General features: G+C 37.5%; 16 protein-coding genes and 1 pseudogene. 11 read left to right on the top strand and 6 right to left on the bottom strand.

Translation table 11 applies throughout. The annotated features are described in order from the left end of the window. Nucleotides 1-64 precede the first annotated feature (64 nt). Complete coding sequence (gene pflB / locus D8M06_RS05130; protein WP_121203283.1) at nt 65-2,308, bottom strand: formate C-acetyltransferase; 2,244 nt, start codon at nt 2,306-2,308, stop codon at nt 65-67. A 521-nt stretch (nt 2,309-2,829) separates the two neighbouring features. On the opposite strand from pflB, the gene queF reads away from it, so the two are divergent. Beyond that, a complete protein-coding gene (queF, locus tag D8M06_RS05125) occupies nt 2,830-3,321 on the top strand; it encodes a preQ(1) synthase (protein ID WP_121203282.1) in 492 nt (163 codons plus the stop codon). A 219-nt stretch (nt 3,322-3,540) separates the two neighbouring features. Here the strand turns inward: queF and D8M06_RS20110 are convergent. After that, a pseudogene (locus D8M06_RS20110) lies at nt 3,541-3,665 on the bottom strand (transcriptional regulator); the annotation flags it as partial. A 121-nt stretch (nt 3,666-3,786) separates the two neighbouring features. On the opposite strand from D8M06_RS20110, the gene glpK reads away from it, so the two are divergent. The 6 genes from glpK to D8M06_RS05090 all read left to right on the top strand — a co-directional run bounded on the left by glpK (nt 3,787) and on the right by D8M06_RS05090 (nt 10,434). After that, nucleotides 3,787-5,280 (top strand): glycerol kinase GlpK, encoded by a 1,494-nt coding sequence (gene glpK / locus D8M06_RS05115; RefSeq protein ID WP_121203281.1) that lies wholly within the window; start codon nt 3,787-3,789, stop codon nt 5,278-5,280. 571 nt (nt 5,281-5,851) lie between these two features. Then, a complete protein-coding gene (locus tag D8M06_RS05110; RefSeq protein WP_121203280.1) occupies nt 5,852-6,604 on the top strand; it encodes an alpha/beta hydrolase in 753 nt (250 codons plus the stop codon). Between the two features lie 19 nt (nt 6,605-6,623). Next, complete coding sequence (locus tag D8M06_RS05105; protein ID WP_121203279.1) at nt 6,624-7,571, top strand: threonine ammonia-lyase; 948 nt, start codon at nt 6,624-6,626, stop codon at nt 7,569-7,571. 101 nt (nt 7,572-7,672) lie between these two features. Beyond that, on the top strand, nt 7,673-9,277 hold the full coding sequence (locus tag D8M06_RS05100; protein ID WP_421904206.1) for a gamma-glutamyltransferase family protein: 1,605 nt from the start codon (nt 7,673-7,675) through the stop codon (nt 9,275-9,277). 66 nt (nt 9,278-9,343) lie between these two features. Continuing rightward, complete coding sequence (locus D8M06_RS05095) at nt 9,344-9,910, top strand: chromate transporter (RefSeq protein WP_121203278.1); 567 nt, start codon at nt 9,344-9,346, stop codon at nt 9,908-9,910. Then, nucleotides 9,907-10,434 (top strand): chromate transporter, encoded by a 528-nt coding sequence (locus D8M06_RS05090; protein ID WP_121203277.1) that lies wholly within the window; start codon nt 9,907-9,909, stop codon nt 10,432-10,434. Before D8M06_RS05095 ends, D8M06_RS05090 begins: the two co-directional genes overlap by 4 nt. Before the next feature lie 618 nt (nt 10,435-11,052). Here the strand turns inward: D8M06_RS05090 and D8M06_RS05085 are convergent. Further along, entirely contained in the window at nt 11,053-11,838 is a 786-nt protein-coding gene (locus D8M06_RS05085; RefSeq protein ID WP_121203276.1) for an HAD family hydrolase, read from the bottom strand. A 311-nt stretch (nt 11,839-12,149) separates the two neighbouring features. On the opposite strand from D8M06_RS05085, the gene D8M06_RS05080 reads away from it, so the two are divergent. Continuing rightward, nucleotides 12,150-12,377, top strand: coding sequence for a DUF2164 domain-containing protein (locus tag D8M06_RS05080; protein WP_121203275.1), 228 nt, complete (start codon nt 12,150-12,152; stop codon nt 12,375-12,377). A gap of 92 nt (nt 12,378-12,469) precedes the next feature. Further along, nucleotides 12,470-12,751, top strand: coding sequence for a hypothetical protein (locus tag D8M06_RS05075; protein ID WP_121203274.1), 282 nt, complete (start codon nt 12,470-12,472; stop codon nt 12,749-12,751). Between the two features lie 326 nt (nt 12,752-13,077). On the opposite strand, the gene gnd is transcribed toward D8M06_RS05075, so the two are convergent. Continuing rightward, entirely contained in the window at nt 13,078-13,974 is an 897-nt protein-coding gene (gene gnd / locus D8M06_RS05070) for a phosphogluconate dehydrogenase (NAD(+)-dependent, decarboxylating) (RefSeq protein WP_121203273.1), read from the bottom strand. 256 nt (nt 13,975-14,230) lie between these two features. Here gnd and D8M06_RS05065 point away from each other — a divergent pair, with 256 nt between their 5' ends. Next, nucleotides 14,231-15,085, top strand: coding sequence for a MurR/RpiR family transcriptional regulator (locus tag D8M06_RS05065; RefSeq protein ID WP_121203272.1), 855 nt, complete (start codon nt 14,231-14,233; stop codon nt 15,083-15,085). Nucleotides 15,086-15,129: 44 nt separating this feature from the next. Here D8M06_RS05065 and D8M06_RS05060 read toward each other — a convergent pair whose 3' ends face one another. Next, entirely contained in the window at nt 15,130-15,987 is an 858-nt protein-coding gene (locus D8M06_RS05060; protein WP_121203271.1) for a CvfB family protein, read from the bottom strand. A 627-nt stretch (nt 15,988-16,614) separates the two neighbouring features. Here D8M06_RS05060 and D8M06_RS05055 point away from each other — a divergent pair. Then, on the top strand, nt 16,615-17,508 hold the full coding sequence (locus D8M06_RS05055) for an AEC family transporter (RefSeq protein WP_121203270.1): 894 nt from the start codon (nt 16,615-16,617) through the stop codon (nt 17,506-17,508). 637 nt (nt 17,509-18,145) lie between these two features. On the opposite strand, the gene D8M06_RS05050 is transcribed toward D8M06_RS05055, so the two are convergent. Beyond that, nucleotides 18,146-20,806: a cation-transporting P-type ATPase gene (locus D8M06_RS05050; protein WP_206613283.1), complete on the bottom strand. Its 2,661-nt coding sequence runs from the start codon at nt 20,804-20,806 to the stop codon at nt 18,146-18,148. Between the last annotated feature and the right edge of the window lie 24 nt (nt 20,807-20,830).

The following is a 20,830-nucleotide window of genomic DNA, read 5'->3' as shown; positions in this document are numbered from 1 at the left end:
CAATATTTCCTAGCTTAAGAATTTGCTAGAGGGAGAAATACTCTCCCTCTGATTGTATGATAAATTAACGATTTTCATGGAACGTACGGTTAATTACATCTATTTGTTGTTCTCTTGTTAGTTTAATAAAGTTTACCGCATACCCAGATACACGAATGGTTAATTGTGGGTATTCTTCTGGATGTTCCATTGCATCCAATAATGTTTCACGGTCAAATACGTTTACGTTTAGGTGGTGTCCACCTTTCATCGTATAACCGTCTAACATAGCAACTAAATTATTTTTTCTTGTTTCTTCATCTTTTCCTAGTGCTTTAGGAACAATAGAGAATGTGTTACTGATACCATCTAGTGAATATTCATATGGCAATTTAGCAACAGAGCTTAAGGATGCTAATGCACCTTTTTGATCACGCCCATGCATTGGGTTTGCACCAGGAGCAAATGGTTTTCCTGCTTCTCTTCCATCAGGAGTGCTTCCTGTTTTCTTCCCATAAACCACATTAGAAGTAATGGTTAAGATGGATTGAGTTGGAACTGAATTTCTGTACGTATGATGTTTTCTAACTTTCTTCATGAATGATTTAACAAGATTCACTGCAATATCATCCACACGGTTATCGTTATTACCGTATTTAGGGTAATCTCCATCTATTTCATAATCAACTGCATAGCCTTGTTCGTTACGCAATACTTTTACTTTTGCATATTTAATCGCACTGAGTGAGTCAGCTGCAACAGATAAACCAGCAATACCGCAAGCTAGGGTACGTAAGATTTCTTTATCATGTAAGGCCATCTCAATTCGTTCATAGCTGTACTTATCATGCATGTAGTGAATGACATTTAATGTGTTTACGTAAAGGTCCGCTAACCAGTCCATCATGACATCAAATTTTTCCATTACTTCCTCATAATTCAAGTAATCAGAAGTAATTGGTGCATAGTGTGGAGCAATCTGTTTCAATGATTTTTCATCAACTCCACCATTGATTGCGTAAAGAAGTGCTTTAGCCAAGTTCGCTCTTGCACCAAAGAATTGCATTTGTTTACCGATTGCCATGGCGGATACACAGCAAGCAATTCCGTAGTCATCACCATAGATGTCACGCATTAAATCATCATTTTCATACTGGATAGAGCTTGTTTTAATAGACATGTTTGCACAATAACGTTTAAAGTTAGAAGGTAAACTTTCAGACCAAAGTACAGTTAAGTTTGGCTCTGGTGCTGGCCCTAAGTTATCTAACGTATGCAAGAAACGATAAGAGCTTTTCGTTACTAATGGTGTACCATCTTTGGCAATCCCACCGATAGATTCTGTTACCCAAGTAGGGTCTCCACTGTAAAGTTCGTTATATTCAGGTGTTCTAGAAAATTTCACTAAGCGAAGTTTCATGACAAAATGGTCCACAATTTCTTGTGCTTCTTCTTCAGTCAGAACGCCATTTAAAATGTCACGATCAATATAAATATCTAAGAATGTAGAAACTCTTCCTAAACTCATCGCTGCACCATTTTGTTCCTTAATGGCTGCTAGGTACCCTAGATATAACCATTGAAATGCTTCTTTCGCATTCGTTGCTGGTTTAGAAATATCAAAGCCGTAAGTTTCGCCTAATTGTTTAAGCTCATTTAGGGCACGAATTTGTTCAGAGATTTCTTCTCTATCACGAATAACATCTGGTGACATAACACCATTTGCTCCAACTTCTGAAAGTTGTTCTTTCTTATCTTCAATTAATCTATCAACACCGTATAGTGCTACACGACGATAATCACCAATAATACGACCACGCCCATAAGCATCTGGTAGACCAGTGATAATTCCGGCACTTCTTGCTGCTCTCATTTCTGGTGTATAGGCATCAAATACACCTTGGTTGTGGGTTTTACGATATTCGGTAAATATATGTTGTACTTCTTCATCCACTTCAAAGCCATAAGCTTCAGCTGCGCCAACTGCCATGCGAATTCCGCCAAATGGCTGTAAGGAACGTTTGAATGGTTCATCGGTTTGGACACCAACAATTTTTTCTTTATCTTTATCTAAATAACCTGGTCCGTGTGAAGTGATAGTGGAAACAATTTTAGTATCCATATCTAGAACTCCACCATTTTCACGTTCTTTCTTTGTTAAGTCCATCACATGATCCCATAAATCAAGTGTCGCTTTTGTTGGCCCAGTTAGAAAGCTTTCATCACCAACGTAAGGAGTAACATTATTCATAATAAAATCTCTGACATTAATTTCTGTTTGCCATTTGCCGCCTTTGAAACCTAATTTTTCTTGAGAAGCTAGAGTCATTTGATAACCCTCCTAATTAAATTAAATGAATATTAATAGTTGCTTTTGTGAATTAGTGAACAACTATTTCTGTATTCATTCTAACACAAAAAATAGTAATACAGTTTGTGAAAATCGTAACAATTTGTGTCAATTTAAAGCGTTTGCGATAAGTTGAATTGTTAAATGGTATTTACTGGAACATTGACACAGTTTTTCTTCCTATATATAATAGACAGAGATTCATAAGGAGAGGTTCTTAGTATAAACCCTCTATAAAAAACTAAGGTTAGATGCCATGTACCTTAGCGGTGCATGGCATTTATCTTTTTATAGGTGTTCAAAAAGTCCGGTAAAAATGACACATCGATTAGGGGGCTTTCGACTAAGTGCCGACACGTCCTGTGCCGAACGTCAAAGTCACTACATCCTGTAAAAGCTCGTTGGCTTGCTTTTCCGCTGTTCAAAGCTACGCCGCCTCGAACTTCTCGGTCCTTTTTATCCTCCTTTTTGAACACACACTTTTAGGAGGAAAATATACAATGAAAAATGAAGATCAACTAGCGGATTTAACGTTATTAGGTAATCAAGGTACATCCTACAATTTCGAATATAATCCAGATGTTATAGAAACATTTGACAATAAGCATCCAAACAGGGATTACTTTGTAAAATTTAATTGTCCAGAATTCACAGCATTGTGTCCGATTACAAATCAGCCAGATTTTGCTACAGTATACATCAGTTATATTCCTGATATTAAAATGGTAGAAAGCAAGTCTTTAAAATTATATTTATTTAGTTTCCGAAATCATGGGGCCTTTCATGAAGATACGATGAATATCATTATGAATGACCTCATAAAAAAAATGAATCCTCGCTACATCGAAGTATGGGGGAAGTTTACTCCACGTGGGGGAATTTCTATTGATCCATATTGTAATTATGGCAAACCAGGAACAAAGTATGAAAAAATGGCAGAGCATCGTATGATGAATCATGATATGTATCCGGAAAAAATTGATAATCGATAAAACTTGAAGAAGGTCTCTTATAATGAGGTTGGGACATAACTAAAGTGTTTAACTAAGAAAATGAACAATGTGCTACATAGCGAAGTATTTTTCCGGAGCGGTATTTATGCACCTACCAAATCATGTTCAGTTTTCCTATGAAAAAATTACTTTCGTCTCAGCCTCTATTTCCAAGTTATTTGCTTTATTTTATTTCTGTTCATTTAGTCTTATGATTTTTCACTTTATATCCTTCTTCCTTTCCTTCCAGAATTTTTCATCTAGTGTTTGATTAACCGCATAACAAATTTCAAGGCATAATTTTAAGGTTTTCCTTTTTCAATTAAATTAATAGTTTGGCGAGAATGCTTAAATGATCACCGTATTAAATAAATAAAAAAATTATTAACATAAGCTAATTCATCGTATAATGGTAATAACTAACAACTGTAAACGCAATCAAATATGGAAGGAGTATTTATTAATATGAGTGAACAATTCATTCTATCGATTGACCAGGGTACAACAAGTTCTCGCGCCATTATCTTTAATCATGAAGGTCAGGTAGTAAACTCAGCACAGCGTGAATTTGAGCAATTTTTCCCCCAGCCGGGTTGGGTGGAGCATGATGCAAATGAGATATGGACGAGTGTTCTTTCGTGCATTGCTGATGTGTTAAGAAAGGCAAATGTAAGCCCGAATCAAATTGCAGGAATTGGAATTACCAATCAGAGAGAGACAACGGTTGTATGGGATAAACATACGGGAAGGCCAGTTTATAAAGCGATTGTCTGGCAGTCACGTCAAACAGAAGGAATTTGTCAGGAATTAAAAGATGCAGGACACGAAGAAAAGATTCAAGAAAAAACAGGACTCTTAATTGATCCATATTTTTCAGGAACGAAAGTGAAATGGATATTAGATAATGTAGACGGGGTTAGAGCGAAAGCTGATAATGGTGAACTGCTGTTTGGCACCATTGATACGTGGCTTGTTTACAGGCTTTCTGGGGGAAAGGTGCATGTGACTGATTACTCCAATGCATCCCGAACGTTACTATTTAATATATATGACTTAAAGTGGGATGATGAACTTTTAGAAATGCTAACTATTCCGAAAAACATGCTCCCGGAGGTAAGACAGTCCTCGGAAGTTTACGCAACAACTGTAACACATCATTTTTTTGGTCATGAAATACCAATTGCTGGCATTGCAGGGGATCAACAGGCAGCATTATTTGGGCAAGCATGTTTTGAAAAAGGAATGGCGAAGAACACCTATGGAACAGGATGTTTTATGTTAATGAATACAGGAGATGAAGGAGTGAAATCTGAACACGGTTTACTTACAACACTGGCATGGAGTGTGGATGGAAAGGTAGAGTATGCGCTTGAAGGTAGTATATTTGTAGCTGGTTCTGCTATTCAGTGGTTAAGAGATGGAATGCGAATGATTCGTCAATCTCCACAAGCAGAAGACTATGCTGCTAAAGTCGATTCCACGGAAGGGGTTTATATGGTACCGGCATTTGTTGGTTTAGGAACACCTTACTGGGATAGCGAAGCAAGAGGGGCAGTATTTGGCTTAACTCGAGGGACAACAAAAGAGCATTTCATTCGAGCTACTTTAGAATCACTCGCCTACCAGACAAAAGATGTGCTCGATGCGATGATTGCCGACGCCGGCATTGATTTAAAGGCTTTACGCGTTGATGGTGGAGCCGTGAAAAACGACTTATTGATGCAATTTCAAAGCGATATGCTCCGAGTGCCAGTGGAACGACCAGTAGTTCAGGAAACAACTGCATTAGGTTCTGCTTATCTGGCAGGGTTAGCAGTAGGTTTCTGGGAAAGTAAAGAAGAAATAGAAAAACTTTGGCAGCATGAACAAACATTTACCTACAAGATGGAAGAGGAAGAACGAAAGGAACTTTACCAAGGATGGAAAAAAGCCATCGAAGCAACCAGAGCTTTTAAATAAGAAAATACTCTAATATATTGGGACTGCGGTTAATCGTTACACGGAAAAGATTTGTTGCTTTTTATAGTTAGGACGCATTTTGTATAAACTGTGAATTACTTTAATTAAAGATAAATGTAGTGCCTTGTTGATTTCCGCTCCGGGCAGTCGCTTTCCGCGGGCGGCTGATGAGCCTCCTCGTGCTACCGCACTGCGGGGTCTCATCTAGGCCTATCTTCCCGCAGGAGTCGACTGCCCTCCGCTCCAATCAACCTGCTTAATAGTGGTAGCCTTATCTATATCTATAGAGTCTTTATAACATGCTTGGAAGTTATAAAGCACCAAATTAGCGAAGGAAATACACGGAGCCTCCTGCGGGAAGAAGAGCATCGGTGAGACTACGTAGTGCGACAGCACGAAGGAGGCTCACCAGCTCCCCGCGGAAAGCGGAGTGTATTTCCGTAGCGGTGTTAACGAATCGCTCCATTAGTTATTTATTCTTAATTAAATATATTCGGAGTTTCTATCAATTTCGATATAGTTAGTAGCAACAAAGCTAATTAAAGAGCCTAAAAAGGGGGAGGAAATGTTAATGGGTGAAAAAGTATTAAAAGGTGCGGAAGAGTTCTATTTAAAAGGTAATGATGTTGGGGTATTGGTGATCCATGGATTTACTGGAACCACGCAAAGTATGCGGTTTTTAGGAGAAAGAATTGCTGAAGCTGGATATACTGTTTATGGACCAAGATTGAAAGGTCATGGAACGACACCGGAAAATATGGAAAAAGCAAGTTTCAAAGACTGGATAAATAATGTAGAAGGTGGGCTGGAAAAACTAAAAGAAACCTGTTCTACTATTTTCGTAACCGGATTGTCCATGGGTGGGACATTAACCTTGTATTTAGCAGAAAAGCACCCAGAAATAAAAGGAGTTATGCCGATAAACGCAGCAATAAACATGCCAGATATGAATGATAACTATGAACAATTATCTAAAGGAGATACCAGATTTGTTGAAGGAATTGGATCGGATATCAAACAAGAAAATGTCATCGAGTTAGCGTACAAGAGAACACCAGTAAAATCAATGAGTGATTTAATGGAACTATCAAAGCAGGTGAGAGAAAATTTAGGAAAGGTTACATCTCCATCTCTTATATTCAAATCAGAAGTAGATCATGTTGTACCACCTGAAAATTCAGTGGAAATATATAATCGAATATCTTCTGAAAATAAATCAATCGTTGAACTTAAAAATAGCTATCATGTTGCAACATTAGACAATGATAAGGAACTCATTTCCGAGAAAAGTATAGAATTCATTCGCTCTTTACTTAAAAATTAAAGTAGGAAGGAATCTACCAATGATTATTGTACATGACATTTTACAAGCACGTGAAAATATTGAAGGTGTGATTCACGAAACTCCGATGTTATATTCTGCTCAGCTAAGTGAAATTTGTGGGAATCAGATGTATTTTAAAGGAGAACATTTACAGAAAACAGGTTCATTTAAAATTCGTGGGGCTACGAATAAGGTAAAGCAAGCAGTAAAACAAGGTGCGACATTTATTACAGCCGCATCCAGTGGAAATCATGGGCAGGCAGTTGCGTATATTGCCAATCAACTAGGGGTTTCCGCAACTATAGTAGTTCCTGTCGATGCAAACGAAAGCAAACTAAATGCTATTAAAGCTTATGGAGGAACAATAGAAAAGTGTGGGACGACGTCTGCAGAAAGGCTACCAAGAGCAAAGGTATTAGCACGTGAACATAATGGAGTTTTTATCCCGCCATATGATGATCCATTCATTATGGCGGGCCAAGGTACCATAGGCTTAGAGATTTTGGAGCAATTGGAATGTGTAGATGTAGTCGTAGTACCAATTGGTGGTGGAGGGCTAATATCTGGCATTCTAACCGCAATTAAGCAAACAAAGCCAAAGGTAAAGGTCATCGGGGTTGAACCACAAACAGCCAATGATACATTCCTTTCTTTAAAAAATAATAAAATAACTGCCATTCCTCCAACTTCAACTATTGCCGATGGACTCAGAACCAGTCAACCAGGGAACATGACATATCCGGTTATTCAAAAGTACCTAGATGATATCCAGCTTGTTTCAGAAGATGAGATAAAGCAGGCACAAGCTTTTGTATTGGAACGAATGAAGCAATTGATAGAGCCTTCAAGCGCTGTGACAGTAGCAGCTGCTATAAATAATAAGTTGGGTGTGAAGGATAAGAAGGTTGTTTGTGTGTTGTCCGGTGGAAATGTGGATATCAGGAAATTGCCTTATTTAAGCAGCTGAGTTGGTTCCATTAGATAATAATTGACACATAACCGATAATTCATTACGATTATATATAATTCAGATAATTTCGTATAAAAGGAGGGTATATTTTGTTATCTATTAACCATCAATCGAATCCATATCCAATAGCTAGTAACTCAAAATATGCTAAGAACGGGATGGTAGCTACTTCCCAGCCACTAGCTGCTCAAGCAGGTTTGGACATTTTAAAAAAAGGTGGGAATGCTATTGACGCTGCCATTGCTACTGCAGCTTGTTTAACCGTAGTAGAACCGACTTCTAATGGAATTGGTAGTGATGCCTTTGCTCTAGTTTGGACAAAAGGAAAACTTCATGGACTGAATAGTAGTGGTCGTTCACCAAAATCTATATCCATTGATATCTTAAAAGAGAAGGGCTTAGAGGAAATTCCGACACATGGTTGGGTGCCGGTTACCGTACCAGGAGCACCAGGAGCATGGGCGGAGTTATCTGCACGTTTTGGAAAATTACCATTAACAGAAGTACTTAAGCCGGCAATAATATACGCAAGAGAAGGTTACCCCGTTTCTCCAACGTTAGGAAAGTATTGGGAAAATGCTTATCATACATATAAGGAAGAACTTACAGAAGATGTTTTCAACAATTGGTTTAAAACATTTGCTCCAAGTGGGAGAGCACCGAAAGTTGGTGAAATCTGGTCATCTCCTGATCATGCAAATACATTACAGGAAATCGCTGAAACAAATGGAGAGTCTTTTTATCGTGGGGAAATAGCGGAAAAAATTTCATTGTTCTCTCACCAAACCGGTGGATATCTTACAGCAGAAGATTTAGCTGAATTCAAACCAGATTGGGTAGATCCTATCCATATCAATTACCGTGGTTATGATGTGTGGGAGATCCCACCTAATGGACAGGGGATAGTCGCACTAGAAGCGTTAAACATCCTAAAAGGATTCGACTTTTCTGCTAAAGATACAATAGAAACTTATCATAAACAAATTGAAGCTATCAAACTAGCATTTGCTGATGCCGAGAAGCATGTAACAGAGGATAAATACATGAAACTTTCTGTAGAAGAAATTTTGAGTGAAAGTTATGCAGCAAATAGAAGGTCTCTTATCGGTGAAGAAGCTAGAATGCCAGAAGCAGGGGAGCCTACAATGAGTGGTACGGTTTACTTAGCAACGGCTGATAATGAAGGCAATATGGTATCCTTTATTCAAAGTAATTACATGGGCTTTGGTTCAGGGATAGTCGTTCCTGGGACAGGAATTTCCTTGCAAAATCGTGGACATAATTTTTCGATGGATCGGAATCATGTGAATGCTTTGCAAGGTGGAAAACGAACGTACCATACTATCATTCCTGGATTTTTAACGAAGGATAATCAAGCAGTTGGCCCATTTGGGGTCATGGGGGGTTTTATGCAGCCCCAAGGTCATGTGCAGGTTGTTATGAATACCATTGATTTTGGACTGCATCCACAGGCTGCCTTAGATGCCCCAAGATGGCAATGGATGAAGGAGAAAAAAGTAGAGGTGGAAGATCGTTTTCATCATCATCTTGCACAACAATTAAAGAATAAAGGGCATGATATAAACATCCAGTTGGAACCAAACAGTTTTGGTAGAGGTCAAATAATCTGGCGTAACCCTAATACTGGAGTATTAACTGGCGGTTCTGAGTCTAGAACAGATGGTACTATAGCTGCTTGGTAAAAAGAGATACAGCGGAAAATCGGCATTTAGCCGATTTCTTAATTTGAAGAAAAAGGTTCGTGACATATGAAAAAACAGTGGAATATTTTTATTGCATTTTTCCGGGTTGGAATTCTTGGATTCGGTGGAGGACCAGCTTCCATCCCATTGATTCAAAAAGAAGTTGTGGAGAAATACAAATGGATGGACGATGAGGAATTTGGAGATGTACTTGCGATAGGGAACACATTACCAGGACCAATTGCAACAAAAATGGCAGGATACATAGGGTATCGTGTTTCAGGAATTCTGGGAATGGCAAATGCCATATTGGCGAATATCGTACCCATGATTGTTCTTATGATTATTCTGTTAACTTCATTATCGTCCTTTAAAGATTTTGATTGGGTACAGGGGATGACGGCAGGTGTTGTACCAGTAGTTGGGATGATGATGGCTGTGCTAACGTGGCAATTCATGAAAAAAGCAGGTAAAGGGTTTGGTTGGCCAAGAGCAATTATCGCTTTCTTACTTATATTTATCGTTTTGCAATGGTTAAATATTCATCCTGGAATTGTAATTGCTCTTTTATTAATTTTAGCACTGTCATTAAAAGATAAATCTAAAAATGATAAGAAAGGAAATGCCTCATGATTTATTGGCAAATATTTTTAGCATTTTTTATTCCAGGAATATTAGGTTATGGTGGCGGCCCTGCATCTATACCCCTTGTTGAAAATGAAGTAGTAAGGCGTTATGAGTGGATGACTGTGCAAGAGTTTAGTGAAGTGCTGGCACTAGGAAACTCGCTTCCTGCTCCAATTGCTCCCAAATTAGCTGGATATATTGGCTTTGAAGTTGGTGGTGTACTTGGCTCTGTGATTGGTATTTTTGCAACTGTTGCTCCGTCTCTTATTTTAATGATTTTATTAGGGAATATTTTACTTAAATACAAAAACTCACCTAAAGTAAAGCGTTTGACTCTGTTTGTACAGCCGGTAATTGCTATTTTGCTCGGGGTCTTAACTTGGAGTTTTATAAAAGAATCGTATTTGGGGATAGGATGGATTCAGACAGCTATTATTATTCTATTGAGTTATTTCTTGATTGAGAGATGGAAAGTTCATCCTGCATTTGTTATTGCAGGAGCGCTGGTGTATGGTGGTTTCTTCTTGTGAAAATATGGTAGGTCCTTTTCGCTTTATCTTTTATTAGTTATAAACTAAGTGAGTATATAAACTCCGGATAGCGCCTATAAAAGCGAAGGAGCGCCTATAAAAATGAAGGAGCGCCTATAAAAGCGAAGGAGCGCCTATAAAAATGAAGGAGCGCCTATAAAAGCGAAGGAGCGCCTATAAAAATGAAGGAGCGCCTATAAAAGCGAAGGAGCGCCTATAAAAATGAAGGAGCGCCTATAAAAGCGAAGGAGCGCCTATAAAAATGAAGGAGCGCCTATAAAAGCGAAGGAGCGCCTATAAAAATGAAGGAGCGCCTATAAAAGCGAAGGAGCGCCTATAAAAATGAAGGAGCGCCTATAAAAGCGAAGGAGCGCCTATAAAAGCGAAGGAACGCCTATAAAAGCGAAGGAACGCCTATAAAAATGAAGGAACGCCTATAAAAATGAAGGAACGCCTATAAAATGGAGGAACACCTTTAAATCCAGAGGAGACCATACTCCTTTGTTATAAATGTAGTGCCCTTTCTTAGTGTATTTTATAAATAAAAACACACTGCAAATTCTTTATGAATTCGAGTGTGTTTCTACTTTAACTTTTTGCATATCTAAGGTGGAGCTATTATTTTAATAATCCCAACTTTTCTAACCCATAAAAAATTCCATCTTCACTTACCGTAGTTGTACGATGCTTTGCATATTGAAATAAGTCGGGATTCGCATTTCCCATTGCAAAACCTTCCCCAACCGCTTGGAGCATTTCTTTATCATTCATGCCATCACCAAAAGCAATTGCTTGTTCTATCGGTATATTCAAACGTTGAAGGGATTTTTTAATTGCTTCCCCTTTGTTTACATTGTTGCGAATAACGTCATAGGCATGTTTTAAACCATTTATGTTTACCTGAGAAAGTCTGATATTTTCATCAAGCTGGTAAAGCGAATTCTGTGTAGGATCTGGTGTCATTACAGTCATTCCCAGGATTTGGTTTGCAATTTCTGATGTATACTTTTCATTTTTATTCATTTGAAACGCTTCTTTAAAATGCTGTGATGTCGGACTATCTGGATTTGTAAAGTAATTCTTTCTGTTCGTATACATAACAATTTCATGATTTTGTTCCATTGAAATATTTACAAATTGATTTACATGATCCTTATGCATTGGCTCATCAACAATCGTTTCATTATTGTAGATAGCATGTGCGCCGTTATATCCGATAAAGGAATCAATATTTAATTCTTGTGCAAGTTCTTTGATTTCATGAATAGGTCTGCCTGTTGCAAGGAATACCTCTATATCTTGTTCTTGAAGCTGGATGATTGCATCTTTTGTTTTATTTGAATAGGTATGATCAGGTCTTAAAATTGTTCCATCAATGTCTAAGAAAACTGCCTTATATGTCATGTTGAACTCCCTTTTAATTATTTGATTTACCGATAGTTTAGCATAAAAGAATACGTGGTTATAGTATCTTGTGCTGTTACTTGTGTAAAAGATAAGTGAAGTTATTGAAAAGCTCTTTTAACATGACTTTACTTTACATTTTACATAGACTGTAAATATCTTTAATTCAGAATAGCCCATTGAAAAGTAAAAGCAGGCACTCATAAAATGATAGAGAGTCTACTAATATTGGTACAAAAAAATTTTAGATACCTGAGTTGTTTTAAACGAATATCTAATATACGCTGATAGTATGTAGGGAGGCGAGTTCAGTGAAATCGAAATTTAAATTAGAGAAGGATAAGAAAGAAGAGCTGGTTGAAAGTATCCAAGCATACTTTGAAAAAGAAATGGATGAAAATATTGGGGATTTAAAAGCGATGCTATTTTTGGATTTCATTATGGAAGAAATTGCTCCAGTCTTTTATAACCTTGGGGTACAGGATAGTCATGCCTATGTAACGAAGAAACTGGATGATTTGTTCGAAATTGAAAAATAAGGTACAGTGCGATTGACTTTGTTGACGTTGGATTGTAAACTTAAATATAGTTATAATAGTATTTACATAAGAAAATATATGGGGTGAGTTGGATGATTCAATCAGTCTTAACAATTGGTGGTATTTTGGCTTTTGTAGCATTTGTATTAAGTTTGCTTTTAGTTAAAGCAACACCTAAAGAGAAATACACGGCGTATATACCAGCATTTTTATTAGCAATTGTAGGTTTTGCATTCGTGTTCACATCAGGGTTTGCAGATAATGAATTGATGGGGGCACCAGTTGGTGGATGGGGCATAGCATGTCTATTCTCAGCAGCTATAGGATTTATATTTACATCCATATTCGATGCGTATCAAAATGCAAATGCATAAAAGGAAGAAAAGAGCGAGAGATCGCTCTTTTTTTAATCTTTTAGGAAATTATAAAAATAGGCAAGATGTGGATAACATGCATGAATGGCCACTCCAGCTCCAGCGCCCAGCGACTAGTAAATTTCCTTCACCTCCGTACGATAAGTCAACATTGATTCGCATACGCTCATCGTGTTTCCTATATCTCTTGTGGGGAATGTTCGATTAAACTCGCCACTTTGCGTGGAAACATCGAACCACCTGGCATGGCCAGGCGCATTCTATACGTCGCTAAACGGGCGCTTGTGCTTTTGTTTATGGAGAAATACTTTAAAGGTAAGGATTCTTTAACTTTTTGAAACTGCATGTCCACCAAATTGATTTCTCAAAGCTGCAACGACTTTCCCAGTAAATGTATCTGTTTCTAATGAACGGTTTCTCATCATTAATGACATGGCAATTACTGGTGCTGCGACTTGTAAGTCTAGCGCTGTTTCAACAGTCCACTTTCCTTCACCAGAAGAATGGACAATACCTTTAATGTCATCTAAGTGTCCATCTTGTTTAAATGCTTCTTCCATTAGTTCCATCAACCATGAACGAATGACAGAACCGTTATTCCATAGTTTAGCTACTTTTTCATAATCATAATCAAATTCACTTTTTTCTAATATGTCAAATCCTTCGCCAATTGCTTGCATCATTCCATATTCGATTCCATTATGTACCATTTTTAGGAAGTGGCCACTGCCAGATTTACCAGTATAAAGATACCCGTTTTCTACACAGATATCCGCGAAAAGTTTTTCGACATGCTGGAATGCTTTCTCATTTCCACCTATCATCGTACATGCGCCATCTCTGGCTCCTTCCATGCCGCCACTTGTTCCTACATCTAAATAATGAATTCCTTTTGCTTCTAGTTGTTGAGAGCGTTGGATGGATTCTTTATAGTTTGAATTACCGCCATCTATTAAAATGTCGCCAGGGGCGATGATTTCACTTAAATCGGCAACCAGCTTTTCTGTCGGATTGCCTGCAGGAACCATCATCCATATCACGCGTGGTGCTTCTAGCTGTTGAACAAGGTTGGAAATAGACTCAGTAGTAGTTGCCCCATATTGCTCGGCTTGCTTCATTGATATTTCTGAAAGGTCAAATGCAACCACTTGATGACCACTATCTATTAAATTGTAAGTTAAATTTAATCCCATTTTTCCTAAACCTATCATTGCTAGTTTCATCGTTGTATCCTCCAATGGACAAGTATTTTGCATTTCTATACATAAATAATACATGAAAATATTTTCGAATACAACTGTTTATAAGAAAAATATTTTTTTATTTTAAAGTGTTTAAGAAATATATTTCTTTTTCTCGTTATTTATATTAAGATAGAAATTAATGTATTCTGCGACTTTTTCATCAGTAAGTGAGGCAACAATTGTTTGCGCAGAAAAAGCCTAATGACAGCCAAGTAATCTAAGGAGGTAGTCTACTATGTCAGAAGAGAAAAAACATTGTCTCATTCGAATTCGATCTTTCTATAATACATTTAACGAAACAGAACAAAAAATTGCCGATTATATCTTGGATGATCCTCACCGTATTGTGAATGGAACAATTAATGAAGTGGCAGATGAAATAGGAATAGCTGTTTCAACTGTTTTTCGCTTTTGTAAAAGAATTGGTTTTAAAGGGTATCAAGCGATGAAAATTGCCTTAGCAGCAGAATTAGTAGAACCAATTAAAGATATTCACGAGACAATTCTGGAAACAGATAGTGAGGCTACCATTACAGAAAAAATTTTTCATTCGAACATGAAAACATTGGAAGACACGCTAAAAATTCTTCCTGCTGAAGCAATGAAAGAAGCGGTAGATTTACTATTATCAGCAAGAAAAATAGAAATTTTCGGCTGTGGGGGTTCTAATGTTATTGCTCATGACGCATATCATAAACTGATTCGTACTGGATTATCTGTCTATACTCAATCAGATACACATATGCAAACTATGTCTGCTTCCCAATTAAAAGAGGAGGATGTTGCGATTCTTATTTCGCATTCTGGTACGACAAGAGATGTATTAGATATTTTAGAAATTCTTAAGAAAAATAATGTGAAGGCGATTGCGATAACCAATTTTGCAAAGACTACATTAAGCGAACAGGTACAGGTTATTTTACCTACATTTTCTGAAGAAACCGAGTATCGTTCAGAAGCACTTGCTTCACGAATTGCTCAATTGAGTATTGTGGATGCCATCTACGTAAATGTGTTATTTGCTCGAAAAGAAGCTGGGAAGATCGCACTGGGAAAGGTAAGAAAGGCGATTTCTTCCAAACGAATATAAAAAATGCCTAATTCTTAGATATTCTAAGGATTAGGCGTAAATTATCATTTTAAATAAGTCTTACCATCACGTTGTTCAATTTTTTCTTCTTTCAATAATTTACCAAGTGCACGTTTAAATGCTGCTTTACTAATATTGAATGTTCCACGAATATCTTCTGGATCACTTTTATCACTAAAAGGAATAACACCCTCATTTTCTTTTAATTGCTCAAGAATTACTTCAGCATCATCAATCATTCCATGTTGTTTGAGTGGTCTTAATGAGACATTAACAGTACCATCACCCTTTACTTCAATAATGCGGCCGTTAACGAGCTCCCCAAGACGAGGCTCCTCTTTCCGTTCTGTATGATGGATGAATCCTCGGAAATTTTCTTCTGTAATAATTGCGGAACCTTCTCTACTTGTATGATAAACTCTTCCATTTACAGGTTTGTTTAGCAAATTATCTTCTTGTACTGTTTCAAATTCACGGTACAAGACCCCTTCCGTAGCGGGTATGGCAAGTAATCGCCCCTTTTGATCGAACCCTAACGTAACATATAATTTGTCACCTGGTTTTGGCCATACTTTTTGATACAAAGGCAAATCATCGTTGGATACAAGAAAGTCTTTGGCGATGCCAATATTTACAAATGCACCTAATTTAGGAATCACTTCAACTACTTCAGCCCAATCATAAGCATCCACTTGGATTTGTGGCAATGTAGTAGTTGCCGTTGTATTTCCTTTTTTATCTGTATATAAAAATACACTGATTTCTTGTCCTTCTTCATGTTCCTTATCTGTTTCATTGAGATGGAGGAGAGCTTGTTCTCCGTCTTTTTCTAAAACATATCCTGTTTCGATTTTTCGAAGTACCATCATGGTTTGGATAGTACCAATCTTTAATGTATTCATAAGTAACCTTCTTTCTTTTAATTAGGCTTTTTTTTATAAGATTGTTGCTTATAATATGTATTGGAAAAGGGATACCCTATTAAAAAGAGTACCCCTTTCATTAAAAAGTAACACATAAGTTTATATTTTTTTAATCCCCGATTTTTTTTCGGGTGGGAAATTTAAGCATCACTATTTCTCTTAACCGCGGTACAAGTTCCACCTGTCCAACTTCAGCTCCCAGCGACTAGTGCAACCTCCGTACGATAAGTCAACATCGATTCACTTCGTTCATCGTGTTTCCTTTATCTCCTGCGGCTCAGTCCAGTTCATACGTCGCTATGCGGTCGCTTACGTCTTTCAATGTTGTTCTCTAACTTAAGCAACGTAAGCCCTACCTACTCTTACGTCCTTGCGTCCCCTTAGACGCGCCAGTGTGAATAAGCATCAACAAAAACACTGTAGAATGCCAGAAACACTTAGTTGTTACTTTGATTATAACTTTATAACTATATCTTATTTCGAAAGGTTTGTCAAATGGTAAAGGTATGTTTGGTTCGAGAGAGCAATTTCTCTCTTCAAAAACTAGTATATATGATAAACTAATTAATAGTTTTATAACTGATGTAGTAATATGGAGATGGAATAATGAGTTTGTTTTTAAATGTTATCTTACCAATAATGCTTGTCTTTGTTTCAGGTTTTGTTCTTCAAAGAATACGAGTGTTAGATGTGAAATCAGTTTCTGCTGTATGTCTTTATATATTGTCACCAGCGTTAGTTTTTACATCTTTATACGATGCAGAATTTAATAGTGGATATGTCATTATTATTGTGTATATGTTTGTGTTGTTTTTCTTGATGGTATTTTTAAATAAACTACTGGCAAGAATTTTTAAATGGTCTCAAAATATAGAGAGTGCATCAATTTTGGCGACCGGTTTTATGAATTCGGGGAATTATGGCCTTCCCGTTGTTATCTTTAGTCTAGGTCCTGCCGCATTACCTTATGCTGTATTTATTATGGTTGTGCAGGGGTTACAAAATAACTTTTTTGGTATTTATTATGCTTCTCGCAGTTCTAGTGGAATGAAGAGAGCTGTTCAAAATGTATTAAAAATGCCAACGACGTATGCAATGATTCTTGCTTTTATCTTTCAATATTTAAATATAGGAATTTCTGAATCTATTCATTCTACGATTGCTATGGTAGGGGATGCGGCGATTCCTGTTATGATGATTATGCTTGGGATGCAATTGGGCTCAATCACAGGGATTAAGTTGAATTGGCAAGTGATAACGTCGGCAGTTACGTTGAAAATGATTGCTGCGCCTTTATTTGCGTTTGCTTTTGTCCATTTTCTAAATGTGGATCCATTGATAGGAGCAGTGCTTATTATCATTTCTGCAATGCCGACCGCGGCAACGACTACGATGTATGCAATCGAATTTGACACAGAACCAGAATTAGTATCAAGCATTACGTTTATAGCAACTGTTTCTAGTATTCTTACTGTAACGATTTTGTTAAATATTATTTAAGGTTGTCTTTATTACCATAATTTTAAACAGAATGAGCGCTTGTCTTGAATTATAGGCGTTCGTCTTTGAATTATAGGCGTTCGCTGAGATTTATAGGCGTTCGCTGAGATTTATAGGCGTTCGCTGAGATTTATAGGCGTTCGTCGAGATTTATGGGCGTCCGCCGAGATTTATAGGCGTTCACCGAGATTTATAGGCGTTCACCGATATTTATGGGCGTTCTCCGATATTTATAGGCGTTCTCCGATATTTATAGGCGTTCGTCGAGATTTATAGGCGTTCGTCGAGATTTATAGGCGTTCGTCGAGATTTATAGGCGTTCGTCGATATTTATAGGCGTTCGTCGATATTTATAGGCGTTCGTCGAGATTTATAGGCGTTCGTCGAGATTTATAGGCGTTCACCGAGATTTACAGGCGTTCGCTGAGATTTATGGGCGTTCGCTGAGATTTATAGGCGTTCGCGAGATTTATAGGCGTTCGCTGAGATTTATAGGCGTTCTCCGAGATTTATGGGCGTTTGCCGAGATTTATAGGCGTTCGCCGAGATTTATGGGCGCCCACCTCATTTATCAGTATTCCATTAATTACGAAAAGACAGTTTTACTAATAGAAGCGATATTTACTGTATCTACCCGCTAGCTTCTAACTTTTCTAGTCATCCATTTTTCCACTTCTACTACTAAAAACACGATAGCACCTAGTAGGATTGGGATGAACCAGTGTGATAGTTTCATCGGTGCTGTTCCCAGTGCTGTATTAAGAAATGGCACATAGGTAATCATGATTTGAAATAGGATGAGCAAGCCTGAAACGAGAAAGGCTACTTTATTGGTAAAGAATCCTTTAGAAAATGCAGGATCTAATTCGTTTCTGCAGTTGAATAGATAGAACATTTCTCCAAAGACAATGGTATTTAAGATAATTGTGTTGATTAAATGAAGTTCGTAACCGAGATTGGAAAGGTTAATAAATAGATATAAACAGGTCATTCCGATAATTATCGAAACATAGGCGATACGAAATACATAATAACCATTTAGTAAATGAGATTTCTTAGGTCGGGGTGGCTGATTCATGGCCCCTTTCTCCAGTCCTTCGAAAGCAAGAGATAGAGCAATGGTTACTGCTGTTATCATGTTCACCCACAGAATTTGAACTGGTGTAAGTGGCATGGACATTCCAAGTAGAATACTACCAGCAACGAGTAATGCTTCTGCACCATTGGTTGGTAGGATAAACAGAATTGTTTTTTTGAGGTTGTCATATACCCTCCTGCCTTCCTCAACAGCACTGACAATGGTCTTGAAATTATCATCTACCAGTATCATTTTCGAGGCATCTTTCGCAACTTCGGTCCCTTTGATGCCCATTGCTACACCAATATCTGCTTTCTTTAATGATGGTGCGTCATTGACTCCATCACCGGTCATCGAACATATTTCTCCATTACTTTGCAAAGCTTCCACTAGTCTTAACTTATTGTGTGGGCTTGTTCTTGCAAAAATGTCGTATGTCTGAACCGCTTCTGCTAGCTCCTCATCTGATAACTGATCAATTTTTCTGCCTTCAAGGGCATGGTGACCATTACCAATACCCATTTGCTTTCCAATGGCATAGGCAGTTTCTGGGTGATCTCCTGTTATCATTTTCACTCTAATTCCTGCATTCCTGCACTCTTCTATAGCTTGAATAGCTTCTTCGCGTGGAGGGTCAATAATACCCGCTAATCCTAAAAAATGTACTTCCTCTTTTAAGTCTTCATGATGGATACTTTGAACATTACTTGGTACCTTTTTATAAGCTGCGCCAATTACTCTTTCTCCTTTTTTAGCTAGTTCCAGCATTTTTTCTTCCCAAAATTCACGGGAGAATGTATTAGTAGACTCAGCCATTTCAAATAACCGATCAGGTGCACCTTTAATAAAGATATATTTACTATCATGGTAGGTTGTTAAGACGGCCATATATTTGTACTCTGAATCAAATGGTATTTTAGCTTCTTTTTGAAGATGGGGAAGTTCTTTATTAGCTTTCTCCGCTAAGGTAATTAAGGCACCATCTGTTGGTTCGCCGTGAATTTTCCAATGGTGATTTTCATCTTTTGCTAATGTTGCATCATTTACGGTTTTCATGCATAATAAAATGCGTTTTAATTCTTCATCACCCTCAACATCCGCTTCTTTATTATCATAAGAAATTTTTCCTTCAGGTGTATATCCGAGACCAGTGATTTTATAGGAATTTGATGCAGTGACAAGCGATTTTACGGTCATTTCATTCTTCGTTAATGTCCCCGTTTTGTCCGAACAAATAACCGAAACGGATCCTAACGTTTCCACGGAAGGGAGATTTCTAACAATCGCTTTTTTACTAGCCATATTTTGAACACCTATTGCTAGGATAATCGACATGATTGCTGGTAATCCTTCTGGAATAGCTGCTACAATCATGGCTATAATGGATAACGTTAATTCCCCAATTCCATAATCTCTTAGAAAATAGGCAAATAGAAACATGATTACTCCTAAACCAACAATAGCAATAGAAATTTGTTTTCCAAATGTTGCCGTTTGTTGTAAGAGAGGTGTTTTTATTTCAACCACTTCGGCGATGGATGTATTTATTTTTCCAAGTTCCGTATCATTCCCAGTTTCAACAACCACACCGATTCCTGTTCCAGATGTCACAGATGTGCCGGAGAATGCCATGTTCTGACGATCCCCAAGAACTGTATCTTCTGGTAGTGTATCCGTTTTCTTTTCTGCGGAAACAGATTCGCCAGTTAGTGCGGACTCATCGATACTAATATTGTGACATTGTAAGAAACGAATGTCTGCTGGTACTTTATCTCCAGCACTTAGCAATACAATGTCACCAACGACTAATTCATCGGCACCGAGTTTCGTACGCTGCCCATCACGTATGACATTTGCATGTAGCGAAAGCATTTTCTTTATGGAATGGAGGGCTTTTTCTGCTTTATTTTCTTGAATATATCCAATAAAAGCATTGATGATAATAACAAGTACAATTACGGTGGTGTCGATGTACTGTTGGAGTAGTGTGGTGATGAGTGCAGCGAAAATCAGGACGTAAATAAGAATATCATGAAATTGTTTTAAGAAACGTTTGAAATTGGATTCTCTTTTCGTCTCTGACAAAACGTTTTTTCCATATAATTCTTGTCTTTTAACAGCTTCTTTAGAATCAAGTCCTTTTTCCGAATTAGTGTTTAATTGTTCAATGATGTCTTGAGTATTTAAGTGAAACCATTTTCCGTGAGAGCTGTTTTTCATATCGTACATTCCCTTCTGTAAATT

This window comes from Oceanobacillus halophilus, from assembly GCF_003628505.1.
Classification (GTDB): Bacteria; Bacillota; Bacilli; order Bacillales; family Amphibacillaceae; genus Oceanobacillus; species Oceanobacillus halophilus.
Note: the sequence above shows the minus strand (reverse complement) of the source record. Positions and strands in the feature narration are given on the sequence as shown.

What these genes read in the sequence shown, in the direction of transcription:
- pflB (WP_121203283.1), bottom strand. Translation starts at nt 2,308, where the DNA reads ATGACTCTAGCTTCTCAAGAAAAATTAGGTTTCAAAGGCGGCAAATGG.
- queF (WP_121203282.1), top strand. Translation starts at nt 2,830, where the DNA reads ATGAAAAATGAAGATCAACTAGCGGATTTAACGTTATTAGGTAATCAA.
- glpK (WP_121203281.1), top strand. Translation starts at nt 3,787, where the DNA reads ATGAGTGAACAATTCATTCTATCGATTGACCAGGGTACAACAAGTTCT.
- D8M06_RS05110 (WP_121203280.1), top strand. Translation starts at nt 5,852, where the DNA reads ATGGGTGAAAAAGTATTAAAAGGTGCGGAAGAGTTCTATTTAAAAGGT.
- D8M06_RS05105 (WP_121203279.1), top strand. Translation starts at nt 6,624, where the DNA reads ATGATTATTGTACATGACATTTTACAAGCACGTGAAAATATTGAAGGT.
- D8M06_RS05095 (WP_121203278.1), top strand. Translation starts at nt 9,344, where the DNA reads ATGAAAAAACAGTGGAATATTTTTATTGCATTTTTCCGGGTTGGAATT.
- D8M06_RS05090 (WP_121203277.1), top strand. Translation starts at nt 9,907, where the DNA reads ATGATTTATTGGCAAATATTTTTAGCATTTTTTATTCCAGGAATATTA.
- D8M06_RS05085 (WP_121203276.1), bottom strand. Translation starts at nt 11,838, where the DNA reads ATGACATATAAGGCAGTTTTCTTAGACATTGATGGAACAATTTTAAGA.
- D8M06_RS05075 (WP_121203274.1), top strand. Translation starts at nt 12,470, where the DNA reads ATGATTCAATCAGTCTTAACAATTGGTGGTATTTTGGCTTTTGTAGCA.
- gnd (WP_121203273.1), bottom strand. Translation starts at nt 13,974, where the DNA reads ATGAAACTAGCAATGATAGGTTTAGGAAAAATGGGATTAAATTTAACT.
- D8M06_RS05065 (WP_121203272.1), top strand. Translation starts at nt 14,231, where the DNA reads ATGTCAGAAGAGAAAAAACATTGTCTCATTCGAATTCGATCTTTCTAT.
- D8M06_RS05060 (WP_121203271.1), bottom strand. Translation starts at nt 15,987, where the DNA reads ATGAATACATTAAAGATTGGTACTATCCAAACCATGATGGTACTTCGA.
- D8M06_RS05055 (WP_121203270.1), top strand. Translation starts at nt 16,615, where the DNA reads ATGAGTTTGTTTTTAAATGTTATCTTACCAATAATGCTTGTCTTTGTT.
- D8M06_RS05050 (WP_206613283.1), bottom strand. Translation starts at nt 20,806, where the DNA reads ATGAAAAACAGCTCTCACGGAAAATGGTTTCACTTAAATACTCAAGAC.